At 59.1% G+C, this 19811-nt stretch carries 20 protein-coding genes and 1 pseudogene; 11 read left to right on the forward strand and 10 right to left on the reverse strand.

Features of this window, described 5'->3' with window-relative positions; all coding sequences use genetic code 11:
- Positions 1–262 precede the first annotated feature (262 nt).
- Entirely contained in the window at positions 263–1885 is a 1623-nt protein-coding gene (locus tag AB6B39_RS15295; RefSeq protein WP_284372214.1) for a hypothetical protein, read from the forward strand.
- Between the two features lie 10 nt (positions 1886–1895).
- Here AB6B39_RS15295 and AB6B39_RS15300 read toward each other — a convergent pair whose 3' ends face one another.
- Positions 1896–3083: a thiolase family protein gene (locus AB6B39_RS15300; protein WP_284372212.1), complete on the reverse strand. Its 1188-nt coding sequence runs from the start codon at positions 3081–3083 to the stop codon at positions 1896–1898.
- Between the two features lie 156 nt (positions 3084–3239).
- Positions 3240–3413 carry a hypothetical protein gene (locus AB6B39_RS15305; RefSeq protein ID WP_284372210.1) on the reverse strand — a complete coding sequence of 58 codons (174 nt, stop codon included), beginning with the start codon at positions 3411–3413 and terminating at the stop codon, positions 3240–3242.
- 156 nt (positions 3414–3569) lie between these two features.
- Here AB6B39_RS15305 and AB6B39_RS15310 point away from each other — a divergent pair, with 156 nt between their 5' ends.
- Positions 3570–3821, forward strand: a complete 252-nt coding sequence (locus AB6B39_RS15310; protein WP_284372208.1) for a hypothetical protein — start codon at positions 3570–3572, stop codon at positions 3819–3821.
- Positions 3822–3885: 64 nt separating this feature from the next.
- On the opposite strand, the gene AB6B39_RS15315 is transcribed toward AB6B39_RS15310, so the two are convergent.
- Both AB6B39_RS15315 and mnmA read right to left on the reverse strand, forming a co-directional pair.
- Positions 3886–4089, reverse strand: coding sequence for a dodecin family protein (locus AB6B39_RS15315; RefSeq protein ID WP_284372206.1), 204 nt, complete (start codon positions 4087–4089; stop codon positions 3886–3888).
- 114 nt (positions 4090–4203) lie between these two features.
- Entirely contained in the window at positions 4204–5358 is a 1155-nt protein-coding gene (mnmA, locus tag AB6B39_RS15320) for a tRNA 2-thiouridine(34) synthase MnmA (RefSeq protein ID WP_284372204.1), read from the reverse strand.
- 297 nt (positions 5359–5655) lie between these two features.
- On the opposite strand from mnmA, the gene AB6B39_RS15325 reads away from it, so the two are divergent.
- Positions 5656–5928, forward strand: a complete 273-nt coding sequence (locus tag AB6B39_RS15325) for a DUF1153 domain-containing protein (protein WP_284372202.1) — start codon at positions 5656–5658, stop codon at positions 5926–5928.
- 76 nt (positions 5929–6004) lie between these two features.
- Here AB6B39_RS15325 and hemW read toward each other — a convergent pair whose 3' ends face one another.
- Positions 6005–7156 (reverse strand): radical SAM family heme chaperone HemW, encoded by a 1152-nt coding sequence (gene hemW, locus AB6B39_RS15330; RefSeq protein ID WP_284372200.1) that lies wholly within the window; start codon positions 7154–7156, stop codon positions 6005–6007.
- Positions 7146–7799, reverse strand: a complete 654-nt coding sequence (gene rdgB / locus AB6B39_RS15335) for an RdgB/HAM1 family non-canonical purine NTP pyrophosphatase (protein WP_284372198.1) — start codon at positions 7797–7799, stop codon at positions 7146–7148. Before rdgB ends, hemW begins: the two co-directional genes overlap by 11 nt.
- A gap of 137 nt (positions 7800–7936) precedes the next feature.
- Between rdgB and AB6B39_RS15340 the strand changes: the two genes are divergently transcribed.
- Positions 7937–8473, forward strand: coding sequence for a DUF2975 domain-containing protein (locus tag AB6B39_RS15340; protein WP_284372196.1), 537 nt, complete (start codon positions 7937–7939; stop codon positions 8471–8473).
- Entirely contained in the window at positions 8473–8721 is a 249-nt protein-coding gene (locus AB6B39_RS15345) for a helix-turn-helix domain-containing protein (RefSeq protein WP_284372194.1), read from the forward strand. Before AB6B39_RS15340 ends, AB6B39_RS15345 begins: the two co-directional genes overlap by 1 nt.
- A 21-nt stretch (positions 8722–8742) precedes the next feature.
- Here the strand turns inward: AB6B39_RS15345 and rph are convergent, their stop codons facing one another.
- Positions 8743–9456, reverse strand: a complete 714-nt coding sequence (rph, locus tag AB6B39_RS15350; protein WP_371398655.1) for a ribonuclease PH — start codon at positions 9454–9456, stop codon at positions 8743–8745.
- A 114-nt stretch (positions 9457–9570) separates the two neighbouring features.
- On the opposite strand from rph, the gene hrcA reads away from it, so the two are divergent.
- From hrcA to AB6B39_RS15375, 5 genes and pseudogenes are all read left to right on the forward strand, one after another.
- Positions 9571–10653 (forward strand): heat-inducible transcriptional repressor HrcA, encoded by a 1083-nt coding sequence (hrcA, locus tag AB6B39_RS15355; protein ID WP_284372190.1) that lies wholly within the window; start codon positions 9571–9573, stop codon positions 10651–10653.
- A gap of 30 nt (positions 10654–10683) precedes the next feature.
- Positions 10684–11403 (forward strand): nucleotide exchange factor GrpE, encoded by a 720-nt coding sequence (locus AB6B39_RS15360; protein WP_284372188.1) that lies wholly within the window; start codon positions 10684–10686, stop codon positions 11401–11403.
- A 59-nt stretch (positions 11404–11462) separates the two neighbouring features.
- Positions 11463–11687 (forward strand): annotated as a pseudogene (locus AB6B39_RS15365) (GIY-YIG nuclease family protein); the annotation flags it as partial.
- A 155-nt stretch (positions 11688–11842) separates the two neighbouring features.
- Positions 11843–12679, forward strand: coding sequence for a bifunctional DNA-formamidopyrimidine glycosylase/DNA-(apurinic or apyrimidinic site) lyase (mutM, locus tag AB6B39_RS15370; RefSeq protein WP_284372186.1), 837 nt, complete (start codon positions 11843–11845; stop codon positions 12677–12679).
- Between the two features lie 113 nt (positions 12680–12792).
- Positions 12793–13569, forward strand: a complete 777-nt coding sequence (locus tag AB6B39_RS15375) for an enoyl-CoA hydratase (RefSeq protein WP_284372184.1) — start codon at positions 12793–12795, stop codon at positions 13567–13569.
- Positions 13570–13589: 20 nt separating this feature from the next.
- On the opposite strand, the gene AB6B39_RS15380 is transcribed toward AB6B39_RS15375, so the two are convergent.
- From AB6B39_RS15380 to AB6B39_RS15390, 3 genes are read right to left on the reverse strand one after another with little or no spacing between them, the layout of a single operon-like run.
- Complete coding sequence (locus AB6B39_RS15380; protein WP_284372182.1) at positions 13590–15917, reverse strand: patatin-like phospholipase family protein; 2328 nt, start codon at positions 15915–15917, stop codon at positions 13590–13592.
- Between the two features lie 7 nt (positions 15918–15924).
- Positions 15925–17853, reverse strand: coding sequence for a hypothetical protein (locus AB6B39_RS15385; protein ID WP_284372180.1), 1929 nt, complete (start codon positions 17851–17853; stop codon positions 15925–15927).
- 5 nt (positions 17854–17858) lie between these two features.
- Positions 17859–18752, reverse strand: a complete 894-nt coding sequence (locus AB6B39_RS15390) for a hypothetical protein (protein WP_284372177.1) — start codon at positions 18750–18752, stop codon at positions 17859–17861.
- A gap of 251 nt (positions 18753–19003) precedes the next feature.
- Between AB6B39_RS15390 and rpsT the strand changes: the two genes are divergently transcribed.
- Positions 19004–19267 carry a 30S ribosomal protein S20 gene (gene rpsT, locus AB6B39_RS15395; protein ID WP_284372175.1) on the forward strand — a complete coding sequence of 88 codons (264 nt, stop codon included), beginning with the start codon at positions 19004–19006 and terminating at the stop codon, positions 19265–19267.
- The last annotated feature ends 544 nt before the right edge of the window (positions 19268–19811 follow it).

Genomic DNA, 19811 nt, shown 5'->3' on the forward strand with positions numbered 1-19811 from the left:
AGGACACATTGACGGATAACGGCAGACACGCATATTGACGCTTTTCGGAAATGCGCTCGACCAGAAGTCGACAGAGCGATCTGACCGCAGTCGTCACTCGACCAATGCCAATTTTAAGTTGCGACCCTTCCATAGGCTTCGAAAGCCGACACTTCGCTTTACAATCTTTAGCATTAATTTATGCGTACACTCGGCGCAATTATAAGTCATATAAGATTTAAGCTTAGAAAGAGCACGCGCCATCTTTTTGGAAGGCGAAAATATGCAGTCGAAACGCGCTAATTTCAAAAGCCTGACAGAACCAACAGTCATCGACCCGGACATGGGTGTGCGGCGTCAGCACGGTGATGAAAACAAGCCGAAGAACCCGTGGATGCGATCTGCGGAGGCAGTCTTTTCAAGACTTCATAGATTCGGGTTGGCCCTGATCCCATTCCTGTTTTTCGTCATTTCAGGTTTTCTGTCGATCAGTTCGCTGGCGGCCCATCATTTTCAACATACTATTCGCGATGTACAGCTAAACGACGCGAATGCCGTTTTAACGGTGGCAGGATTGAAGGTCTTTTCCGAAAGAATAAACGGGGCCACCACCGAGTACACTCACAACGTCAGGGCGATATCCTCAGGTAGCCAACTTATAAAAGAAGCTGACGCGATGTTGTCAGAATACTGGAATCGTGAGAGCACGGATCAAAATTCCAATAGAGCGACTTCAACACCTCCTTCGTCAACGACGCAACCGGCTGAGCAGGATAGCGCTGACGGGATTCAATCTCCTCCCCAAAGTTACCTCGCGGCATTCCGTGCTGCCTGTGAAGTATCTCAGATAGCCCGGCGCGCAGAAAATATACGTCAAATCAGGACGTTTCAAACGGTCGAGGATACACCATTCGCTATTATCAAAGATCGAGACATTCCCATGACTGAGGCATCAGCTTTAAGGCGATTTTCGAAATATGATAGATTTACTACATCCGGGATCGCCAACCACCAACTTGAATGTGATCGAGATGACATCAGCTTTCTCGACAAACGTTGGACGATGGTGCCGCAGATGGAAGAGCCATGGCAAACTTACAGATATTTCACTCGATTAAAGACAGAGAATTCAAAGACAGAAAGTTCAAAGTCAGAGAGTTCAAAGTCAGAGAGCTCAACGACAGAGAGTTCAAAGACAGCAAGTGAAACTAATAAATCTACGTTTCTGGGAACACTCTTCGCCCCAGTCGCCAATTTTTCACCGGGTTCCGTCTACATCAATTTAATTCATTCACCCCGACAGATTCAGACTGTCCTGCTCGTCATATTTATGGGGACTCTGGGTGCATCCATTAACCTCGTCCGTCTTTTCCTGGCTGGAAACAACCGTGCGAAACTAAGTCACTATATTTTCCTCCCGATGATGGGCGGTGTAGCGGCTTTCGCAATCTACGTCGTGGCCAAGTCAGGTGTGGTCCTGATTGCTGACACCGGTGCAGGTGACGACTCGACCTATCTAAGCCCCTACTTCGTTTCTTTTCTCGGTCTGGTGTCAGGCCTGCTATCGCAAGAAGCGTTTGACTCAATCTACTCCGTCGGTCGCCGAATATTCAACGAAACGGGGGATTCGATCGAACGATGGTACATTGGCGACGTCGCTGTCGCTAATGAGGCAACGACAGTTGGACCTGTTGCGACCTTGATTGATGTGCCAGAATCCACTGTCAAAGCCTGGCTGACGGGTAAGCGTTCAATTCCACATCAGGCGCAAATCATCATCGCAGGACAGTTGGGAAAATTACGGCGGGAAATCTTTACAGACCTACCCCCCGCTCAAAGTGATGAACCCGTTGCTCCATCCGCCCCTAATGAGGACGACACGGCTGAACCACCCGCGACGACGTAGTCCCAGCCCCCTAGTCCCGACGCAGACATACCGCCGTGGCTTCGCCGCCACCGATGCACAGGCTCGCCACGCCCGTCTTGGCGTCGCGGCGTTCCATTTCGCCGATCAGGGTCGCCATGATGCGCGCGCCCGATGCGCCGATCGGATGGCCGAGGACGCAGCCGCCGCCATTCACATTCACGCGGTCATGGTCGATGCCCATTTCCTGCATGGCGATCATCGGCACGACAGCGAAGGCTTCGTTGATTTCCCAGAGGTCGACATCATCCACCTCCCAGCTCGCTTTCTCCAGCGCCTTTTTCATGGCGTGAACCGGGGCCGTGGTAAATTTGGCGGGTTCATGCGCGTGAGCGGCATGGGAGACGATTTCGGCGAGAACCTTATGGCCGCCTGCCTCCGCCTGAGAGCGGCGCATCAGCACCATGGCGGCCGCACCGTCATTGATGGAGGAAGCATTGGCCGCCGTCACCGTGCCGTCCTTGGTAAAGGCCGGGCGTAGATTCGGGATCTTTTCCGGCATGGCCTTGCCGGGACCTTCATCCGTATCGACAACGATATCGCCTTTGCGAGTCTTGACCGTGACGGGCGTCAGCTCGCGGTCGAAGCCACCCTCACCCTGCGCGGCCTTGGCGCGGCGCACGGATTCGATGGCGTAAGCGTCCTGCTGCTCACGGGTGAACTGATATTCGGTCGCGATTTCGTCGGCGAACACGCCCATCGCGCCACCGGCATAGGCGTCGGTCAGCCCGTCATGCATCATGCTGTCGATGACCTGCTGATTGCCCATCCGCATGCCTTCACGCGCTTTGGGCAGCAGGTAGGGCGCGTTTGACATGCTCTCCATGCCGCCTGCGACAGCGATATCGACACTGCCCGCCTTGATGGCATCATGCGCCATGATCGCCGCCTGCATGCCGGATCCGCACATCTTGTTGACGGTCGTCGCCTCCGTGCTGCGCGGCAGACCTGCGCCGAGCGCAGCCTGACGCGCGGGCGCTTGGCCCTGCCCGGCCGGCAGGACGCAGCCCATGATGGCCTGCTCGACGGCGTCTGCTTCGACGCCGGCTTCGTTCATCGCCGCCATGATGGCGGCAGAACCAAGCTCCGGCGCGGTGACGGAGGACAGGCTGCCCATGAAAGCGCCCATCGGTGTACGGGCGATGCCGACGATGACGACAGGATCGGAGGACTGGTTCATGAGAAAGCTTTCCAAAAGGGAATAATCTGTTGCGTGGCGTATGCGATAGCGGGTTCAGCTGCTCGTGTCAGCGTCATCTATGGAGGTCCTGTCCGGGAAGGTCATGTCCAGGTGGACACGCGCAAGCTTTTCAGCAGGCGCGGACGGGACGGCCCCTTAGTCCTCTGCTGCCTCTTGGGCGCGGGCTTTCGCCTTGATCTCGTCCAGCTTGCGGCGGCGTTCCGCACGTTCGGCTTCGAAACGGCGTTTCTGGCGACTGGAATAGACGAAGAGCGCGACCACGACGAGGCCGAGCAGCGCGATTATGACAAAGAGAGTTGTATCGGTCACGAGGCATCCTTTCATCAGCCGCGATGCAGTCAGGCGTCTATGTGGGGACGGATCAGGTGAGGTCAACCATGTCTCCGAAGCCTCGAAATCAGCGGTGGCGACGGGTCGATCGGCTTGTAAACACGGAATTAACGTCAGTGCGGTAATAAAGACACTATGGAACGTCGTCATGACAGCTCTGATCGCCGCCGCGGACGCCGTGTCAGCATCATCTTGCTGGCAGGCCTGCTATCCGCCCTGATCGTCATGCCCGCTCTCGCCCCCGTCATTGGGGGTATGATCGCACTGGTGCTGCTCTGGGGCCTGATCCAGCATAACGCTGCCGCACCGCTGCATGGTATCCGTACTGAAAACCGGCAGAAACAATGCGAACCCGCCCTCTGGGATGACGGGTTCGGCACGACTTAGACTTCAGTCTGCATAGGGTTCAGTCTGATAGGAGTCCGTCTGATGACGGCTCAGGGTTGGCGGATCAGTCGCCGACTTCGAAAGTGATCTTCACGTTCACCCGGTATTTGTCGATCCTGTTGTCCTTGATGCTGGTGTGCATCTCATTGACATAGGCCGACCGGATATTCTTCACGGTCTTGCCGGTCCGCTGCACGGCGTTTTCGATCGCATCTTCGAACGACTTGTCGCTCTCAGCCATAATTTCGACGGTTTTCATGACAGCCATAAGGGGCTCCTCTCTGGTGGGTTAGACTCCCTCCTTAAGCGAACCAGCCCGCCCTGTCGGCTTTCAAAAAAATAATGTGTCCAGATGGGAACCGATGAGGAACCCGACCTCAGCTCACCCCGTTCGCACGATCCAGCCGCCGCCGAGAGTGCGTTGGGCGTCGGCGCGGGGTTCGTAGAAGACGCAGGCCTGACCGGGGGATATCCCCATATCCGGTGTTGCGAGCCGGACGCGCACTGTCTCGCCCTCCACATGCAAGGTCGCAGCTTCGGGCGGACGGGTCGAGCGAACCTTGACGTGAATGTCCGCCCCGTCCGCATCCGCCAGCGTGCCGGGCCCGATCCAGTTCACATCCGTCAGATAGATGTCGGAGCGTTCCAACGCTGCGCGCGGGCCGACCACCACCTGCCCGGCATCGGCGTCGATCCGGATCACGAAGAGCGGATCCGTGCCCGTATGTTCGCCCAGACCCAGACCGCGCCGCTGCCCGACCGTATAATACATCACGCCCCGGTGGCGACCGAGCACAGTGCCGTTCTGGTCCACAATATCGCCAGGCTGCGCAGCATGTGGACGAATCTTCTCGATCACATCCGTGTAACGCCCTTCAGGGACGAAGCAGATATCCTGGCTGTCAGGTTTCGAGGCCACATTCAGCCCCATCTCTTCAGCCAGTCGGCGGGTGTCCGACTTGTCCATATGGCCGAGCGGAAAGCGCAGGAAATCCAGCTGTTCACGCGTCGTAGCGAACAGGAAATAGCTCTGATCCTTACCGCCATCATAGGCGCGGTGCAGTTCCGGCCCGTTGGGCCCCGCTACGCGCTGTATGTAATGGCCGGTTGCCATACAGTCCGCGCCCAGATCGCGCGCGACGTTCAGCAGGTCGCGAAACTTGACGGTCTGATTGCAACGCACACAGGGAATCGGCGTTGCGCCCATCAGATAAGTGTCGGCGAAATCCTCAATGACAGACTCGCGGAAGTTGGTTTCGTAGTCGAGCACATAATGCGGAAAGCCGATCATTTCAGCCACGCGGCGCGCATCGTAAATATCCTGTCCGGCACAACAGCTCTTAGCCGATTTCACGGCGGCGCCATGATCATACAGCTGCAATGTCACGCCAATGACCTCATAACCCTCACGCGCCAGCAGGGCGGCGCAGACGGAGCTGTCCACGCCTCCGCTCATCGCGACGACGACGCGGGTTTGCGCTTCCGGTTTCGCGAATCCGAGCGAATTAAGCGGCGTATCGAGAACGGCATTGGCCATAGCGAACGCCATATAGGTAAGGTCCGGGACAGAGTCGACGGCCCGCGGCAGCCATCCGAGCCATGACGGTCCGTCAAAAAGGCTCAACAGAATCAGACCGCTACCGGAACAATCCACAGGACGGGCAGGTTTTGTTAACCTTACCTACTATCCATTAAGAATGGTAAACGACTGAAAACAATAGAAAATTATCGCCCCGCTTAAGCCCTCTTTAAGACCCCGCGCCTATGTCGTGAGCACTGAATAGTGGTGGGTGAACTGCAAGGAGGGTCCCGGCAACAAGGGACGACATTGCTGATGAGCGAGCGAACGCTGAAAAGAGAGCATATGGTGATCGGCCCGGAAGGGACACCTCTGACGATGGCCGATCTGCCTAAGCCGGACACGGTCCGCTGGGTGATCCGTCGCAAAGCCGAAGTCGTTGCTGCGGTGCGCGGTGGATTGCTGACGCTGGAAAGCGCCTGCGAGCGCTACGGCCTCAGCTCCGAGGAATTCATGAGTTGGCAGCGCTCGATCGAGAGCCACGGCATTAGCGGGCTGCGCACGACGCGGATCCAGCAATACCGATAGTCCTCGCCAGATCGATCTGAAACGGCCCGTCTCCCGGCGGGCTTTTTCATGTCGTGACATCTGCGGGGCGTGCCATCTATAACAGCAATGCCCGCGTCAGTGCGTCCAGGACGAAGCGCCCTTCTGCCGTCGCCCGAAGACGGTCGCCATCGACATGTAACAGGCCATCCGCGATCAGGGCCGGATCGACGGTAAGCGGCTCACCCCGGATCGTCGCCAGGCGTGACAGGGACAGCCCCTCTTCGATCCGCAGACCCATCAGAACATATTCTTCGGAAGCCGCTGCCGGTGTGAGCCGCTCGGACCGGATTGCCGTACCGGACACGTCTACCGCATTGATATAGTCTACGGGTCGCAGCGCTGTCTCCGTGGCGATGCGCCCCTTTTCCGTCCAGAGACGACCATGCGCGCCCGGGCCGACCCCGACATAATCCTGTCCGCGCCAATAGGCGAGATTATGCGCGCTCTCATGTCCGGGCTGCGCAAAGTTGGACACTTCATAATGGCCATAGCCAGCCACGCCGAGTCGGGCTTGAATCCGTTCAAAATCCGACGCGCTGCGATCCTCACCAACAGCGCGCTGCGATCCGCGTGCTTCGGCCTGGGCAAAGGCCGTGCCCGGCTCGATGGTCAACTGATAGGTCGACAGATGCGGCACGCCAGAGTCGAGCAGCCGATCCAGATCACGGGCCAGCCGATCATCCGTTTCCCCTGCCACGCCGAAAATCAGATCGGCGGAAACGGACCGCATGGCCGCCAGCGCCGTATCGACGGCGTGGCGCGCGGACAGGCCGTCATGGTCCCGCCCCAATCGTTTGAGGACGCCGTCATCAAAACTCTGCACCCCGAGCGACAGGCGCGTCAGCCCGACCGAGTGCCAGGCAGTCATGCGGTCCGCCGTCACATCGCTGGGATTGGCCTCCAGAGCGAGCTCTGCCGCCCCCAGCCCCCAGAGGCGGTCGATCGCCCCGATCAGCCGGTCGAGCTGTCCTTCCATGAGCAAGGACGGCGTTCCGCCCCCGAAATGCACCGATCCGACGGTCCGCGCGCCCGTCCAGCGCCGCCAGTGACCCAGATCCGCAACCATCGCATCGACCAACGCCTCGGCTTCGCCCGCACGCCGGTCGAGATGAACATTGAAGTCGCAATAGGGACAGATCCGGGCACAATAGGGCCAGTGCAGATAGACGGCCAGCGGCCCCGGAGCCGGCCCAGTGTCAGCTGTCACAGCTATCAGTCACGGGCCCATCCGGAAACTGGTCATCCAGGAACAGGCGGAAAGCGGCGGCGCGGTGGCTCTTGGCGTGTTTCTCCTCCGGATCGATCTCGGCAAAGGTCTGATTGTCGCCATCCATGATGAAAATGGGATCATAGCCGAACCCCTGATCGCCCCGGGGCGGCCAGACGATCTGCCCCTCGCAGCGACCTTCATAGACCCTGTTCGACCCATCCGGGAACGCCAGACAGAGGGCGCAGACGAACCGCGCACGTCGGTCTTCGCTCTCGCCCAGTTCGCGCTGCACACGCGTCATGGCTCGCATGAAATCCCGGTTCCCGTCTTCGTCCTCGGCCCAGCGCGCCGCATGAATGCCCGGCTGCCCGTTCAGAGCGATCACGTCGATCCCGCTATCATCTGATAGCGCCGGGTGGCCCGAGGCCACGGCTGCGGCGACCGCTTTCAGACGGGCATTGCCGGCATAGCTGTCTTCGGTCTCGTCCGGTTCGGGCAGGTCCAGTTCCGCCGCGCTGATCGTTTGCAGGCCGAACGGCGCCAGCAGGGCACGGATCTCGCGGACCTTGCCCTGATTGTGGGACGCGACCACCAGGGTCTGTCCGGATGCGAGCTGTGTCAGGGGCGGATTATCAGTCATGGGCGGGACGTAATCGCAGCGACGCCGCAGCGCAACGCCGGAACCCTTGATAACGGCCAGCGCGGCGGATTGGGACAGTCATTGACACGCCGTATCCCTACCTTGCGTTGGAGGATTTATCGTTTATCAACACATGCGTGAATGCTCTGACACAGACCCCCAAACCCGTTTCCAGCGGCCTTATCATCCTGTTGCGAATCGTGCAGGCTCTGCTGCTGGTCGGGCTGGTCGTGCTGAGCGCCAGCGCGCTGGCCTTTGCACTCAATACCGGTGTTTATGACTGGCTTCAGGGCAATTCCGAAGCCGGGCCCCTGCCCGGCGCGGGCCGATTGGCCTTTGCCTGCATTACCGGGGCGATCACCGCCTTTGCCTGGCTCGCCGTGCTGTCAATCCTGATCCGCGTGATCCGCACGGTGCAGATGGGTGATCCGTTCGTTGAGGCCAATATCACCCGCCTGCGGGCAATGTGGATGCTGATCGCGGCGACCGAAATCTTCCGCATACTGGTCCACGGCTTTGCCGATATTTCCGTCGGCGCCTTGGGCGTCGCCCCAGCTGATACCGGCATGGATATCCGCATCGGGACCTGGTTCCTGGTGCTGGTCATCGCCGCCCTGTCCGAAGCCTTCCGTCAAGGCGCGGAAATGCGCGCGGAAGCGGAACTGACGATCTGATGGCCATTCAAGTCAATCTGGACCGGGTCCTGCTCGACCGAAAGATGAGCCTGACCGAACTGGCCGATCGCGTCGGCATCACGCTGGCCAATCTGTCAATCCTGAAGACCGGCAAGGCTCGCGCCGTGCGCTTCTCCACGCTCGACGCCCTCTGCCGCGAGCTGGAGTGCCAGCCCGCGGATATCTTGGAGTGGGTGCCCGAAGGCGACACCCCACCCATTCCCGAATTTTCAGTCGGAAAGCGCTAGCGCCAGCATTTACGCCAGCATTTACGCCAGCGCGGCTTCCTGCATCGCGCACAGCTCGCCAATGCCTTTTTTCGCCAGCCGCATCAGTTCGTCCATTTCCTCGCCAGAAAAGGGCGTCTCTTCGGCGGTGGCCTGAACCTCGATGATGCCGCCGCTGGCGGTCAGGACGAAATTTGCGTCGGCCTGTGCGGCACTGTCTTCGACATATTCCAGATCGAGTTGGCACGTGCCGTCCACGATCCCGCAGCTGACTGCGGCCATGGGCGACGTAACCGGGTTGGTTTCGATCAGTCCTTGGTCCACCAGCCCGGCACAGGCCTGGCTGAGCGCGACCCAAGCACCGGTGATCGCCGCCGTGCGCGTTCCGCCATCAGCCTGCATAACGTCGCAATCGACCACGATCTGCCGCTCGCCCAGCGCCTTCAGATCGGTCACGGCGCGCAAGGACCGCCCGATCAGTCGCTGGATTTCGACCGTGCGCCCACCCTGTTTGCCGCGCGCGGCTTCGCGGTTATTGCGCGTATGGGTCGAGCGCGGCAGCATGCCATATTCCGCCGTCACCCAGCCTTTGCCCTTACCCTTCATCCAGCGCGGCACACCCTCATCGACGCTGGCCGTGACCAGCACATGTGTGTGGCCGAACCGGATCAGGCAGGACCCTTCGGCATAGCGGGACACGCCCGTCTCCATCGTGACGGGACGCAACTGGTCGAGGGCTCTGTTTTCGGGACGCATGACGGTCTTTCCTTCTCTATCGGTGGCGGCTCCTGCGACGTCATGCGCGGAAAGGCAAGTCGCCCCGCGCATAACCCTTGCGAGTCCGGCAAAGGCCGACCAGATAGGCAGTCCATGTCCGTTCTGGCCACATTCCCCTTGTCCGAGCTCGACGCGCGCGCCCGCGCGATCTTCGGCTCTGTCGTCTCTGCCTATCTGGAAACCGGACAACCGGTCGGCTCCAAGTCGCTGGCCCTGTCCGGCACCGCCCTCTCACCCGCATCGATTCGGTCCGTCATGGCCGATCTGACGCATATGGGGCTGCTCGAGAGCCCGCATGTCAGTGCCGGGCGGCAACCGACACAGGCGGGACTGCGCCTCTATGTCGACGGCTTGCTGGAGATCGGTGACGTGTCCCGCGACGAACGCCGTCACCTGGAAGCACAGATCGCCGCATCGGGCCGCGAACCGGAGGAAGTCTTTCTGCAGGCTTCGACCCTGCTGGCCGGGCTGGCAGGCGGGGCCGGTCTTGTCCTGGCACCCGAACCTGTCCGCGAGACCGCCCTGTCACATGTCGAATTTGTCGGTCTTGACGATGGCCGCACGCTTGTCGTGATGGTGCATGAGGACGGGCGGGTCGAGAACCGGCTGATGCCACGCCCCGAGGGCGTGCTGAGTGCCAGTCTGGAACGGGCCGGAAACTTCCTGTCGGCCCGGTTGCGCGGACGCCAGCTCTCAGAAGCGCGCGCCGATATTCTGAGCGAAATCGAGCAGGGCCGCGCGGCAATCGACATTGCCGCGGCCGCCCTGATCAAGCAGGGACTGGCGGCCTGGACGGATGAGCCGGCCCAGAACCGCAAACTGATTGTTCGCGGACAGGCCCGGCTGCTTGACAATCTCGACACGCGCACCGACGTGGGGGCCGATCTGGAACGCATCCGGCTCCTGTTCGAGGATCTGGAGCGCAAGGAAGAGCTGATTTCTCTGCTCGACCAGACGGAACATGCGGACGGCGTCAGGATTTTCATAGGGACGGAGAACCCGATGTTCTCTCTGTCCAGTTCCAGCGTCGTGGTCGCCCCTTACCGGGACGGCCATGGCAAGTTGCTGGGGGCACTGGGCGTGATCGGACCGACACGGTTGAATTATGGCCGGGTCATCCCAATGGTCGATCTGACGGCAAAACTGGTCGGCGAAACGCTGACGCGACGCGCCTGATGCGCGGATATAGGAGCAAGAGACCAAGCCATGGCTGGTGATATCGAGAACGGAAACAGCGTCCCCGGAGCGGGGGGCATGGATGAATGGGATGCCCTGCAGGCGCAGATCGACGCGGAAGGCGAAGGTCAGCCCGAGCGCAAACCGAGCGCGGCCGAGCTGAAGCGGGCCGCCGACGACTTTCTGAAAAAACACAAGGACGATGTCCTGTCCGACGACGATCCGGCGGGTGAGCCCGGCGCAGACGCGGCAACGGACGACACGCCCGACGATTCCGCACGCGTCCGTGAGCTGGAAATGGAAATCGCGACCATGAAGGATCAGGCCATGCGCACACTGGCCGAGGCCGACAATATCCGCAAACGCGCAGAACGCGAAGTGCAGAACGCCAAGCTATACGGGGTCGAGAAATTCGCCGCCGACATGCTCTCCGTCTATGATAATCTGTCCCGCGCGCTGCACACGATCGATGGTCAGGCCAAGGAAGAGCTGGGCGAGAATGCCCGCAACCTCGTCGCCGGGATCGAGCTGACCGAAAAGGATCTGACGACGGCGCTGGAACGCCATCAGGTCAAACCCGTCCCCGGTGTCGGGGCCAAATTCGACCCCAATGTCCATCAGGCCGTCGCCAACATCCCCCACCCGGATGTCGAGAAGGGCCATGTCGCCGCCGTCATGCAGCAAGGCTTCACCATCGGCGGTCGGACGCTGCGCGCCGCCATGGTGGCTGTGAGCACGGGTCAAGGCTGAATCTTCGAACCTTCATCACCGAGCTTCACTCGGTGATCCATCTCAGTCCCTTTGCCGTCATGGCAAAGGGTTATGTCTATATACTCTGCAACCGTAAAAACGGGTCGCTCTATACGGGTTTCACGAAAGACCTCTGGGCGCGAGTGCAAGAGCACACGAACAAAACCGACCCCAACTGCTTCACAGCCCGATACGATGTTGATCGTCTTGTCTACTTTGAATCCTACGATCTGGTGGTCTAAGCACTACGTCGCGAAAAACAGATCAAGAACTGGAACCGATCATAGAAAATCGCCTTGTTTGAAAAGGATAATCCAGACTGGCGCGAACTGACACTCGATTGGCAGGATATTGAATGACCACCGCTCTGGAAGATGGATCACCGAATCAAGTTCGGTGATAGAGGACGATCTGTCATAGGCGAAACCAGAGATCTACGATGCCCGAACTCCCCGAAGTCGAAACGGTTCGCCGCGGTCTCGCCCCTGTTCTGGAAGGCCGGATTATCTCGCATGTCCAACTGAACCGTCCGGATCTTCGCTTTCCCTTTCCGGACGACTTCGCCGACCGCATTGAGGGGCAGCGCGTGGAGCGTCTGTCGCGCCGGGCCAAATTCTTGCAGGCGGACCTGACCTCAGGCGAGCGTCTGTTCATGCATCTGGGTATGAGCGGGCGGTTTGTGCTTGGCGGCTCACAGCTCGGCGAGTTCACCCATGCTCACGATGCCGATCCGAAACATCATCATGTCATTTTCACGACCGAAGACGGCAATACCGTCACCTATAATGATCCGCGCCGCTTCGGCTTCATGGAGCTGGTGAAACCGGACGCGCCCTACCGTCTCGATGATCTGGGGCCGGAGCCCCTCGGCAACGGCTTCAACGCCCCCGATCTGCGCGCCCGGCTCAAGGGTAAGAAAACGCCGATCAAGATCGCCCTGCTGGATCAGCGGATCGTGGCGGGCCTTGGCAATATCTATGTCTGCGAAGCCCTGTTCCGGGCCGGGATCAGCCCCGGGCGCGGGGCCGGACGGCTACGCGTGGCTGAAACCGAACGGCTGGTCGGGCACATCAAGGCGGTACTGATCGAAGCCATCGCGGCAGGTGGGTCATCCCTGCGCGACCACCGCCAGGCCGACGGCGCACTCGGCTATTTCCAGAAACAATTCTCCGTCTATGGCCGTGAAGGGCAGGACTGCCCCGCCTGCGCCGCGCCGATTGCACGTCGTGTCCAGGGCGGACGCAGCACCTTCTACTGCAAGGCCTGTCAACGCTGATCCCGCCATCATGCCCCTGTCAGGATGCTCCTGTCAGGATGCCCTTGTCAGGTCCGGGGTCGGAGGTGTAGCCACCGCCTTTGAAAAACGAAACCGATCCGAGAGAGACCCCTATGGCTTACGAGCTGATCGAACTGGATACGGATGGTCGCGTCGCGACGATCCGCCTGAACCGTCCAAAGGCACTCAATGCGCTGAATTCCGAAATGATGGGCGAGGTGGCGCAAGCGCTGGCCGATCTGGAAGCGGATGACGGTATTGGCTGCGTGATCCTGACCGGCAATGAAAAGGCCTTTGCCGCCGGTGCGGACATCAAGGAGATGGTCGATGGCGACTATCTGTCCAACTATAAGCATGACCCGTTTGAGGCCAATCATTGCGCCATCGAGCGCTTCCGCAAGCCGATCATCGCCGCCGTTTCCGGCTACGCGCTGGGCGGCGGCTGCGAGATCGCCATGATGTGCGATTTCATCATCGCCTCGGACACGGCCAAGTTCGGCCAGCCGGAAATCAATCTGGGCGTCATCCCCGGCATTGGCGGGACGCAGCGCCTGGCCCGCGCCGTCGGCAAGGCCAAGGCGATGGATCTATGCCTGACGGGTCGCATGATGGACGCATCTGAAGCGGAACATAGCGGTCTGGTCGCGCGCGTCGTTCCGGTCGACGACCTGATGGACACAGTCAATGACGCCGCCAAGAAGATCGCCGGACACAGCCAGCCGGCCAATATGATCCTGAAAGAAGTGATCGAAGCCGGCTACGAAATGTCCCTGCGCGAAGGCATCCGGTTCGAACGCCGCATGTTCCAGAGCCTGTTCACGACGGAAGACCAGAAAGAAGGCATGAACGCCTTCATCGAAAAGCGAAAGCCGCATTTCAAGAACCGGTAAGGCGGGCGGCCCGGGCACCGTTATGCGTTCTTTTTCGTTGCCCCTCTTACCCGTGTCGCCCGACGCGCGGTTTTGCGCGACATACGCCGTTGCAGGCGTTGTGCGCGGTTGCGGCGCCATTTTCGCCCGTCGGCATTATCTCGGTCGAAGACGCTCTCAAATTCCGCCTTCGTCTTCTGCGGTTCTGCTCCAGTCAGATGTTTCCATGTGGTCTTGTAACTGCCCCAGTCGGCATCACGCAGCGCCCGCTCGACCGGGATCAGATCGAACAACGTTACGCCGGGCGTGTCCAGCATGACGACCTGATGCCTCCGGAAGGCTTTGGCAGGAAGGGCGTGACGCGTCGAATGTGCCATGGGCGTTTCGTAAACCGATGACAGAAACATGGAGATAAGGCCCGGCGGCACCTTTTCGGTCTCGAAACCTTCCGCATTCTTGATCCATCCGTGACGGCGATAGGCAGGCCGCCCCGTTTTCGAATCCTTCGGGACGACATCGAGCGTATCAAGCACGAAGCCCAACACATGGCGATTGAGCGGTTCGTAAAGCATGTCGATCGGGCTCAAGGCACGCTTTTTCGGATTTCCCGACGCATGGCCGTTGAAAGCATTGATCGGAATATTGTTCAGCAACCCGCCATCAATGAACCAGCCATGGTAATTTTCCCTGTACCAGTCTTCGAGTGTCGCCGGCGGGTAGAGCGCGCGGGGGTCGCCTCCCAGATTCAGCGCCACCGCATCCGTATCATAGGCGTCATGACTCATTTTGCCGCCGGTATATGTCAGGCGGGTCGGCTTGAAGAGAAACGGAAAAGACGAGCTGATTCCGACGGCATCCACGACCGGCATTTTCGGGGTCAGATAGCGGTTGAAGAACACTGTCCGCTTTGTTGAAACATTCGATCCCGTGACGCAGAGTTCGATATCGAACAGCTGGTAATAGTCCTCCATCGTGAAGGTTTCGATGATGGCAGTCATCTGCCGGGTGCGTTCTGCCTCCAGCGCATCGAGTTCCGTCTCCAGCACTTCGCTGGCCTGTTTCAGCGCATCGCGCTTTTCGTCACTCAGACCAGGACTGCTTCTGAGTATGGCCTGCGCCTGCATGTAGCGACGCCTGATCGCGTCTTCACGCCGCCCCGGCAGGGCGTCGGGGCTGTCGTCGCGATCATCCTGCGATGACCAGTCGATGGGCGGATCGCGTTTGACGAATTGACCATCGGCCAGCACTTCCACACGGCCGTAGATCAGCTCCGCAAGAATGACCCGGACCGTCAAGCCTGCAAAAAGGCCGGAGTCGCCGAAGATCTGCTTGATCAGCGATTTGACATGTTCGGAGGTCAGCAACGCGCGGAGATATTGCGTCACAGCCTTCTCGATCGCTTTCTGTGCCTCGTCCGGCTCCGGCAGATCGATCGTGTCCATCGATTTCTGAACCTGTTTGACGAAAAGCGCGGCGATTTTGGCGCCGATATCCACCAGCCCCTTATAGAGCCAGGGTTGCGGCATATTATAACGGATATTGTCCGAAATGACCTTCAGCAGGAGCGCCTTGTTGCGAAGCCCGTCCTGTGATGGCCCACCAAAGGCGATCCTGATAACATAGTTCAGCAATACGATGACGGCGCCTGTGCCCAGGATATAATAGATATAGTTCAGCCGATCCTCTTCATTTTCGAACCAGCCCTCTTCGAATGGCTCGCCGTCTAGCCACGCGATGAATTGCGGCATCAGGAACGCGTTGGGATTTGCCCCCTGATCAATCTTTCGAAAGAGGTCGAGGACCAGCAATGTCGATTGCAGGAAAAGTCGGTTCTTTTTCAACGCACCCAGTGCGCCCCGGTAGACATAGTCTTCAACCAGCTTTTCATCCGTCACGATGGCCGTGGCTGTTTCCGTCAGCCAGTCGCCCAGAAAGGACATCATTTGATCCTTGAGGAAAGCGGCGATAGCCTTGCGGTTCGCATAGTCAGCGATCAGAAGCGGAAAATCGGACAGGATTTTCGGAGTTGTCGTGCCGACATCGGGTTCAGCGGTCTTGTCCTTGCGACCGTCATAATCGACGCGCCGGGCCAGGCCTTTTCGAAACGGTTCCGCGTGGAGAAGTCGGTAAGGACGGTCCCGGACCAGTCGGGCATTGATGGCGGCGGGGCCATAACCCATTCCGACACACATGCCGACGATTGCTCCGATCGACGAGCCTGAAACGCCTTCGATCTGGTCGCAATCGGGGGGAAGAAGCCCTTTCTCTTCCAGAGCAACGAGCGCGCCGAGATAGGCGGTACCCATCGCCCCACCGCCTTCGAACGCCAGATAGCGGATCTGGTCCTGTGTCAGCGGGCCTTCGTTCATCCTGTGATCAGTCGGTCGGCGCGGACGAGCCTTGCGGACGGGTTTCCGTTACCAGCGCGGGTTGGCTATCGGCTTCGAAATCCGGCAATGTCGCATCGGACTGCAAGATCGTGTGGGGCGATGGCAGGGTGATTTCCTCTGATGAGATAAGATCCGTATCATCGGGATCGGGAACACCGGCGGGGATCAGCTCGTCCAGGATCGCCAAGGACAGCTCATCATCAAAAACCGGCACATCGTCACCCGCGAAAACCTCGCCCGTTTCTTGAAACCAGCGCAACTTCAGCTCATTATCGCCAAAGCGCGCGATCGGGAGAATGACCCGTACAAAGGTCGATTCCATGAAGTCCTTCAACGGGCCAGGTCGACGTCCTTCGTATGGCATCGTGCGCTTATCACGGTCCCCAATGAAATTATCGACATAGCGAACGCTCATCTTGTCGTAATCGAAGACCGTATCGATGAACTGGACAATCGGGCTGAGTCGATCCAGCTTGTCGTGATCGATCAGCGGATAATCCCCTGCAGGCGTCCCGGCCATGTCCAGTACGCTGAACCCGTTAAAGTCCGCCCCCAGGATGCGCTGTGAGACCACCCGGCGGGTCTCATGGGCAATCAGCTGACGCTGCAGAATCGGGGAGTTGGACAGATCGACCTTGTCGACACCGATGGCGCTGGCGGCATCGAAGACGGATTGTTCGCCTCCCTTGTTCTGAGCCTCGAGCAATAATCTGTAGAGGTCGAACTGCCAGAGCTCATAACTGGTCTGCAGCAGATCGCATTCGATCGTGAACGTCACACCGCTTTCATAGGCGTTTGATGCCGTGAACCCGACATCAAGCTCGCCGCCCCCTTCCGCCATGGGCGGGAGAACGTCCGAATCGGTAATATTGTCGGCCAGTTCGAAGACATATTGCGCCGGGCTTGCTTTTTTCAGATCATAACCCCGTCCGCTGAGATAGAAGCGTGTTCTGATCTTGCTGTCATGGGACACCGACGCGATGGCGACGCGTGCACGACGTGCGGCATACCCTTCCGGGATCCGGACTTTCGTCATAATCGCATCATGGCCCACGCTGGGCCGCTTCGGACTCTGGAAATCTATGCTGCCGCTCACGGAGACGACGGGGTCCGGCGGCGGCAGCGCGTCTTCGACCCCGAAATAGGCCGAATGATCGAGCCAGTTATCGGTATTCAGATCGGCAGCTGTGATCACGGTGCCATCCCGCTCCAGTACCGGACGCGTCGTAGCGTTAGTCTGGGACGGTGCCGTCGGATCGTTTTCCATATAATCACGATAGTGAGCCGCTGGATTGGCAATCACGATATTGGCGAACATGTGTTTGGCATGTTGCAGCAGATCGATGCGGTGGATTTCATTGACGAGGCGCGTCACCGCAACGGAATGATCGCCGCTTCGATTGTCGATCCCGGCCTCGGAGCGTTTGGTGTGGACGGTCAATGCCCGGGTGGACAGAGAATTGAGGATCCGGGTCTTAGTTTTCTCGCGACTTTCCCGCACCAGCTGGTCGGAAACCTCACGCGCCGTCTGGCTGCTTCGCTGTGTGCTCTGTGTAAGCCCGACATCGCCGTAAGCTGAGAAACTGACCGCGCCATAAGTGCCGGACGCTTCCGTTCCCAGATTAATCGTCTGTGATTTGGCCTGAAGACTTTGCGCGGCATCGCGCATGGTCGACTGGCTGGTCGTGGTCTCGCTCGTTTCCGACGTCCGCTCGACTTCCTGTTCCCGGTAGGCGCGGCTTTCCAGCTCGTCGACTCGCTCGTCATACAGGGAGTAGAAAGTCCCGGCAGGCGTATTGCGGATACGGAAGATCTCGCCCGCCTCATAGCGGACCAGCGTCATGGTGGTCTGCGACAGTTCACCGACAACAAATTTGAAATTCTGACCGGGATAGAAACGTGGAAAATCCGTCATGGCGTTCAGCCCCCCTTCTTGCGACGATAGACGGGTTTGTCGCTACGCTTGGCCACGCCGGAGGCCTTTTTACCCTTGGCCGTCTTGGGCGGCGTCGGAAGCTTCCGACCACCTCGTCCCGGTTTTGTGACAGGTGGCTTCGGCCGGACAGGGGCGGCAAACAGATCGGATGGCAGAATGATCCGCGAACGGAACAGATGATGGCGCACGATATTGTCGTCATTCCCGTCCGATGGATCGCGACCGTCAGGATCGTGATCATCGTCAGCTGGACCATCAGGCGGAGCGTCCACATCCGTTTCGTTAGCGGCATCCGGGTCGGACGTATCCGTCAGAAAAGCGGCCTTGATATACGACTGATCGTAAAGCGCGGCCACATGGATGACGCGGTGCAGAGCCGCAAGCAGCCGACGATAGGGCGCATCCTCACGCGAGTGACAATAGAGCGCCAGAAGATCGGTCGTCCATTCCATACCCAGCAATGCCAGCAATCGGTCAACCGACCCGTTAGGAAAGGCGACTTGCCAGTCTGCCCATAGATCAGTCAGATCGACATCATCCCCCATCCGGTTCAGGCCATCTGCGACCTGATTGGCGAGTCGAAAGGCGGCCCAGACGCTATCATCCATCGATATGGGGCGATCAAAGGGCCGCCCCATCGCTTCGAGCGTGACAGCATCGACCATCTGACGTCTGACCTGATACCCCTCCTCGCTCAACCGTGTCGCGGCCAATGCGTGATCAAGCGTGTCATGATCCGCTTTTATCAGCGGGCGAGCGGCCTCATCGCGCGGAATGACATCGAATAGCGGAACATTTTGCGCCAGTATAAGGATGGGTTTTCGGTAGTTCAGATCCCGAACGACCGTCTGACGGAAAAGATCAATGCTTGTGGTCATGACTGCCCCCTGCGGAAATGGTTAACGCAAGATTGATAAAAGTCAAGGATCCGGGCGTTCTGAGAAAAAACCGCTGGAAATTGTATCCGCCCCAGTGAGCTTCCCATGAGTGAGCCTGCAATGGACGATGCTGCGACCCATCACAGCGGAAGAGTTGACAGAATAGATACAAGTCTCTAACTCGCGCTTCCGAATGACGGCCCGGCCATCTGGTGCGGGCCTCTCTTTATTGAACATTACGAAAGACGATCATGGCGAATACGTCATCTGCTAAGAAAAATGTGCGCAAGATGGAGCGCAAGACCGCTGTCAATTCCGCACGCCGTTCGCGCGTCCGGACATTCCTGCGCCGCGTCGAAGACGCGCTGGCCGCTGGCGACCGCAAGACAGCCGAAGCGGCCCTGAAACAGGCCGAACCGGAACTGATGCGGGCCGTGTCGCGCGGCGTCTATCACAAGAATACGGCAGCGCGGAAAATCTCGCGCCTGTCTTCGCGTTGCAAGGCGCTCGGCTAGGCCGACCCACACCCCATTTGATCAGGAGACCGGGCCCCACGCCCGGTTTTTTTGTTTCTGAACCTCAGTCTTTATAGACTGGTCTTAGCGTCCGTCCCCCGGAGCGCACCATTCATCGCTCCTGATCGCCTGGCGCCCGTCTCAGGCGAACGAGGCTCTGGCTCACTCGCCTGAGAGGTTTTGAGGGGCCGGGACGCGCGGAAGCTTATCAAAGGTTGAACTCGGCGTTGCGGTGCCGGAACGAAATGCCGCCTCCCGACAAGAAAATGTCACCTGTGTGAAACTTTTCCGACAGCTAGAATCCTGCGACTCTTGCCTTTTTTAGAGTCAACTTTTCTTTCATCCAAAAACCACTGATTCTGTCGTTGACGCTCGGTGAAAGAGTCGTGTTTAACAGGACCTCGGGAGAGGCGGTCCGGGATGATCGCTCTTGGGGTAGACAGCCATCGGGCGGGGCACCGATACTGTTACTCCACATGTAAAATTGTTGAATAGCAATGGCTTACCCACTTAAGCCTGCTGGTTTCGTATGGAGTGACGTTCG

Source organism: Algimonas porphyrae, from assembly GCF_041429795.1.
In the GTDB taxonomy this organism is placed as follows: Bacteria; Pseudomonadota; Alphaproteobacteria; order Caulobacterales; family Maricaulaceae; genus Litorimonas; species Litorimonas porphyrae.

Excerpts from the sequence above, each read along its gene's own strand:
- mnmA (WP_284372204.1), bottom strand. The coding sequence starts at position 5,358 with ATGGCCAATGCCGTTCTCGATACGCCGCTTAATTCGCTCGGATTCGCG.
- AB6B39_RS15380 (WP_284372182.1), bottom strand. The coding sequence starts at position 15,917 with ATGAACGAAGGCCCGCTGACACAGGACCAGATCCGCTATCTGGCGTTC.
- AB6B39_RS15375 (WP_284372184.1), top strand. The coding sequence starts at position 12,793 with ATGGCTTACGAGCTGATCGAACTGGATACGGATGGTCGCGTCGCGACG.
- rpsT (WP_284372175.1), top strand. The coding sequence starts at position 19,004 with ATGGCGAATACGTCATCTGCTAAGAAAAATGTGCGCAAGATGGAGCGC.
- AB6B39_RS15295 (WP_284372214.1), top strand. The coding sequence starts at position 263 with ATGCAGTCGAAACGCGCTAATTTCAAAAGCCTGACAGAACCAACAGTC.
- rph (WP_371398655.1), bottom strand. The coding sequence starts at position 9,456 with ATGCGTCCCGAAAACAGAGCCCTCGACCAGTTGCGTCCCGTCACGATG.
- AB6B39_RS15300 (WP_284372212.1), bottom strand. The coding sequence starts at position 3,083 with ATGAACCAGTCCTCCGATCCTGTCGTCATCGTCGGCATCGCCCGTACA.
- AB6B39_RS15315 (WP_284372206.1), bottom strand. The coding sequence starts at position 4,089 with ATGGCTGTCATGAAAACCGTCGAAATTATGGCTGAGAGCGACAAGTCG.
- AB6B39_RS15345 (WP_284372194.1), top strand. The coding sequence starts at position 8,473 with ATGGCCATTCAAGTCAATCTGGACCGGGTCCTGCTCGACCGAAAGATG.
- AB6B39_RS15310 (WP_284372208.1), top strand. The coding sequence starts at position 3,570 with ATGGAACGTCGTCATGACAGCTCTGATCGCCGCCGCGGACGCCGTGTC.
- AB6B39_RS15385 (WP_284372180.1), bottom strand. The coding sequence starts at position 17,853 with ATGACGGATTTTCCACGTTTCTATCCCGGTCAGAATTTCAAATTTGTT.
- AB6B39_RS15390 (WP_284372177.1), bottom strand. The coding sequence starts at position 18,752 with ATGACCACAAGCATTGATCTTTTCCGTCAGACGGTCGTTCGGGATCTG.
- hrcA (WP_284372190.1), top strand. The coding sequence starts at position 9,571 with ATGTCCGTTCTGGCCACATTCCCCTTGTCCGAGCTCGACGCGCGCGCC.
- mutM (WP_284372186.1), top strand. The coding sequence starts at position 11,843 with ATGCCCGAACTCCCCGAAGTCGAAACGGTTCGCCGCGGTCTCGCCCCT.
- AB6B39_RS15360 (WP_284372188.1), top strand. The coding sequence starts at position 10,684 with ATGGCTGGTGATATCGAGAACGGAAACAGCGTCCCCGGAGCGGGGGGC.
- rdgB (WP_284372198.1), bottom strand. The coding sequence starts at position 7,799 with ATGACTGATAATCCGCCCCTGACACAGCTCGCATCCGGACAGACCCTG.
- AB6B39_RS15325 (WP_284372202.1), top strand. The coding sequence starts at position 5,656 with ATGAGCGAGCGAACGCTGAAAAGAGAGCATATGGTGATCGGCCCGGAA.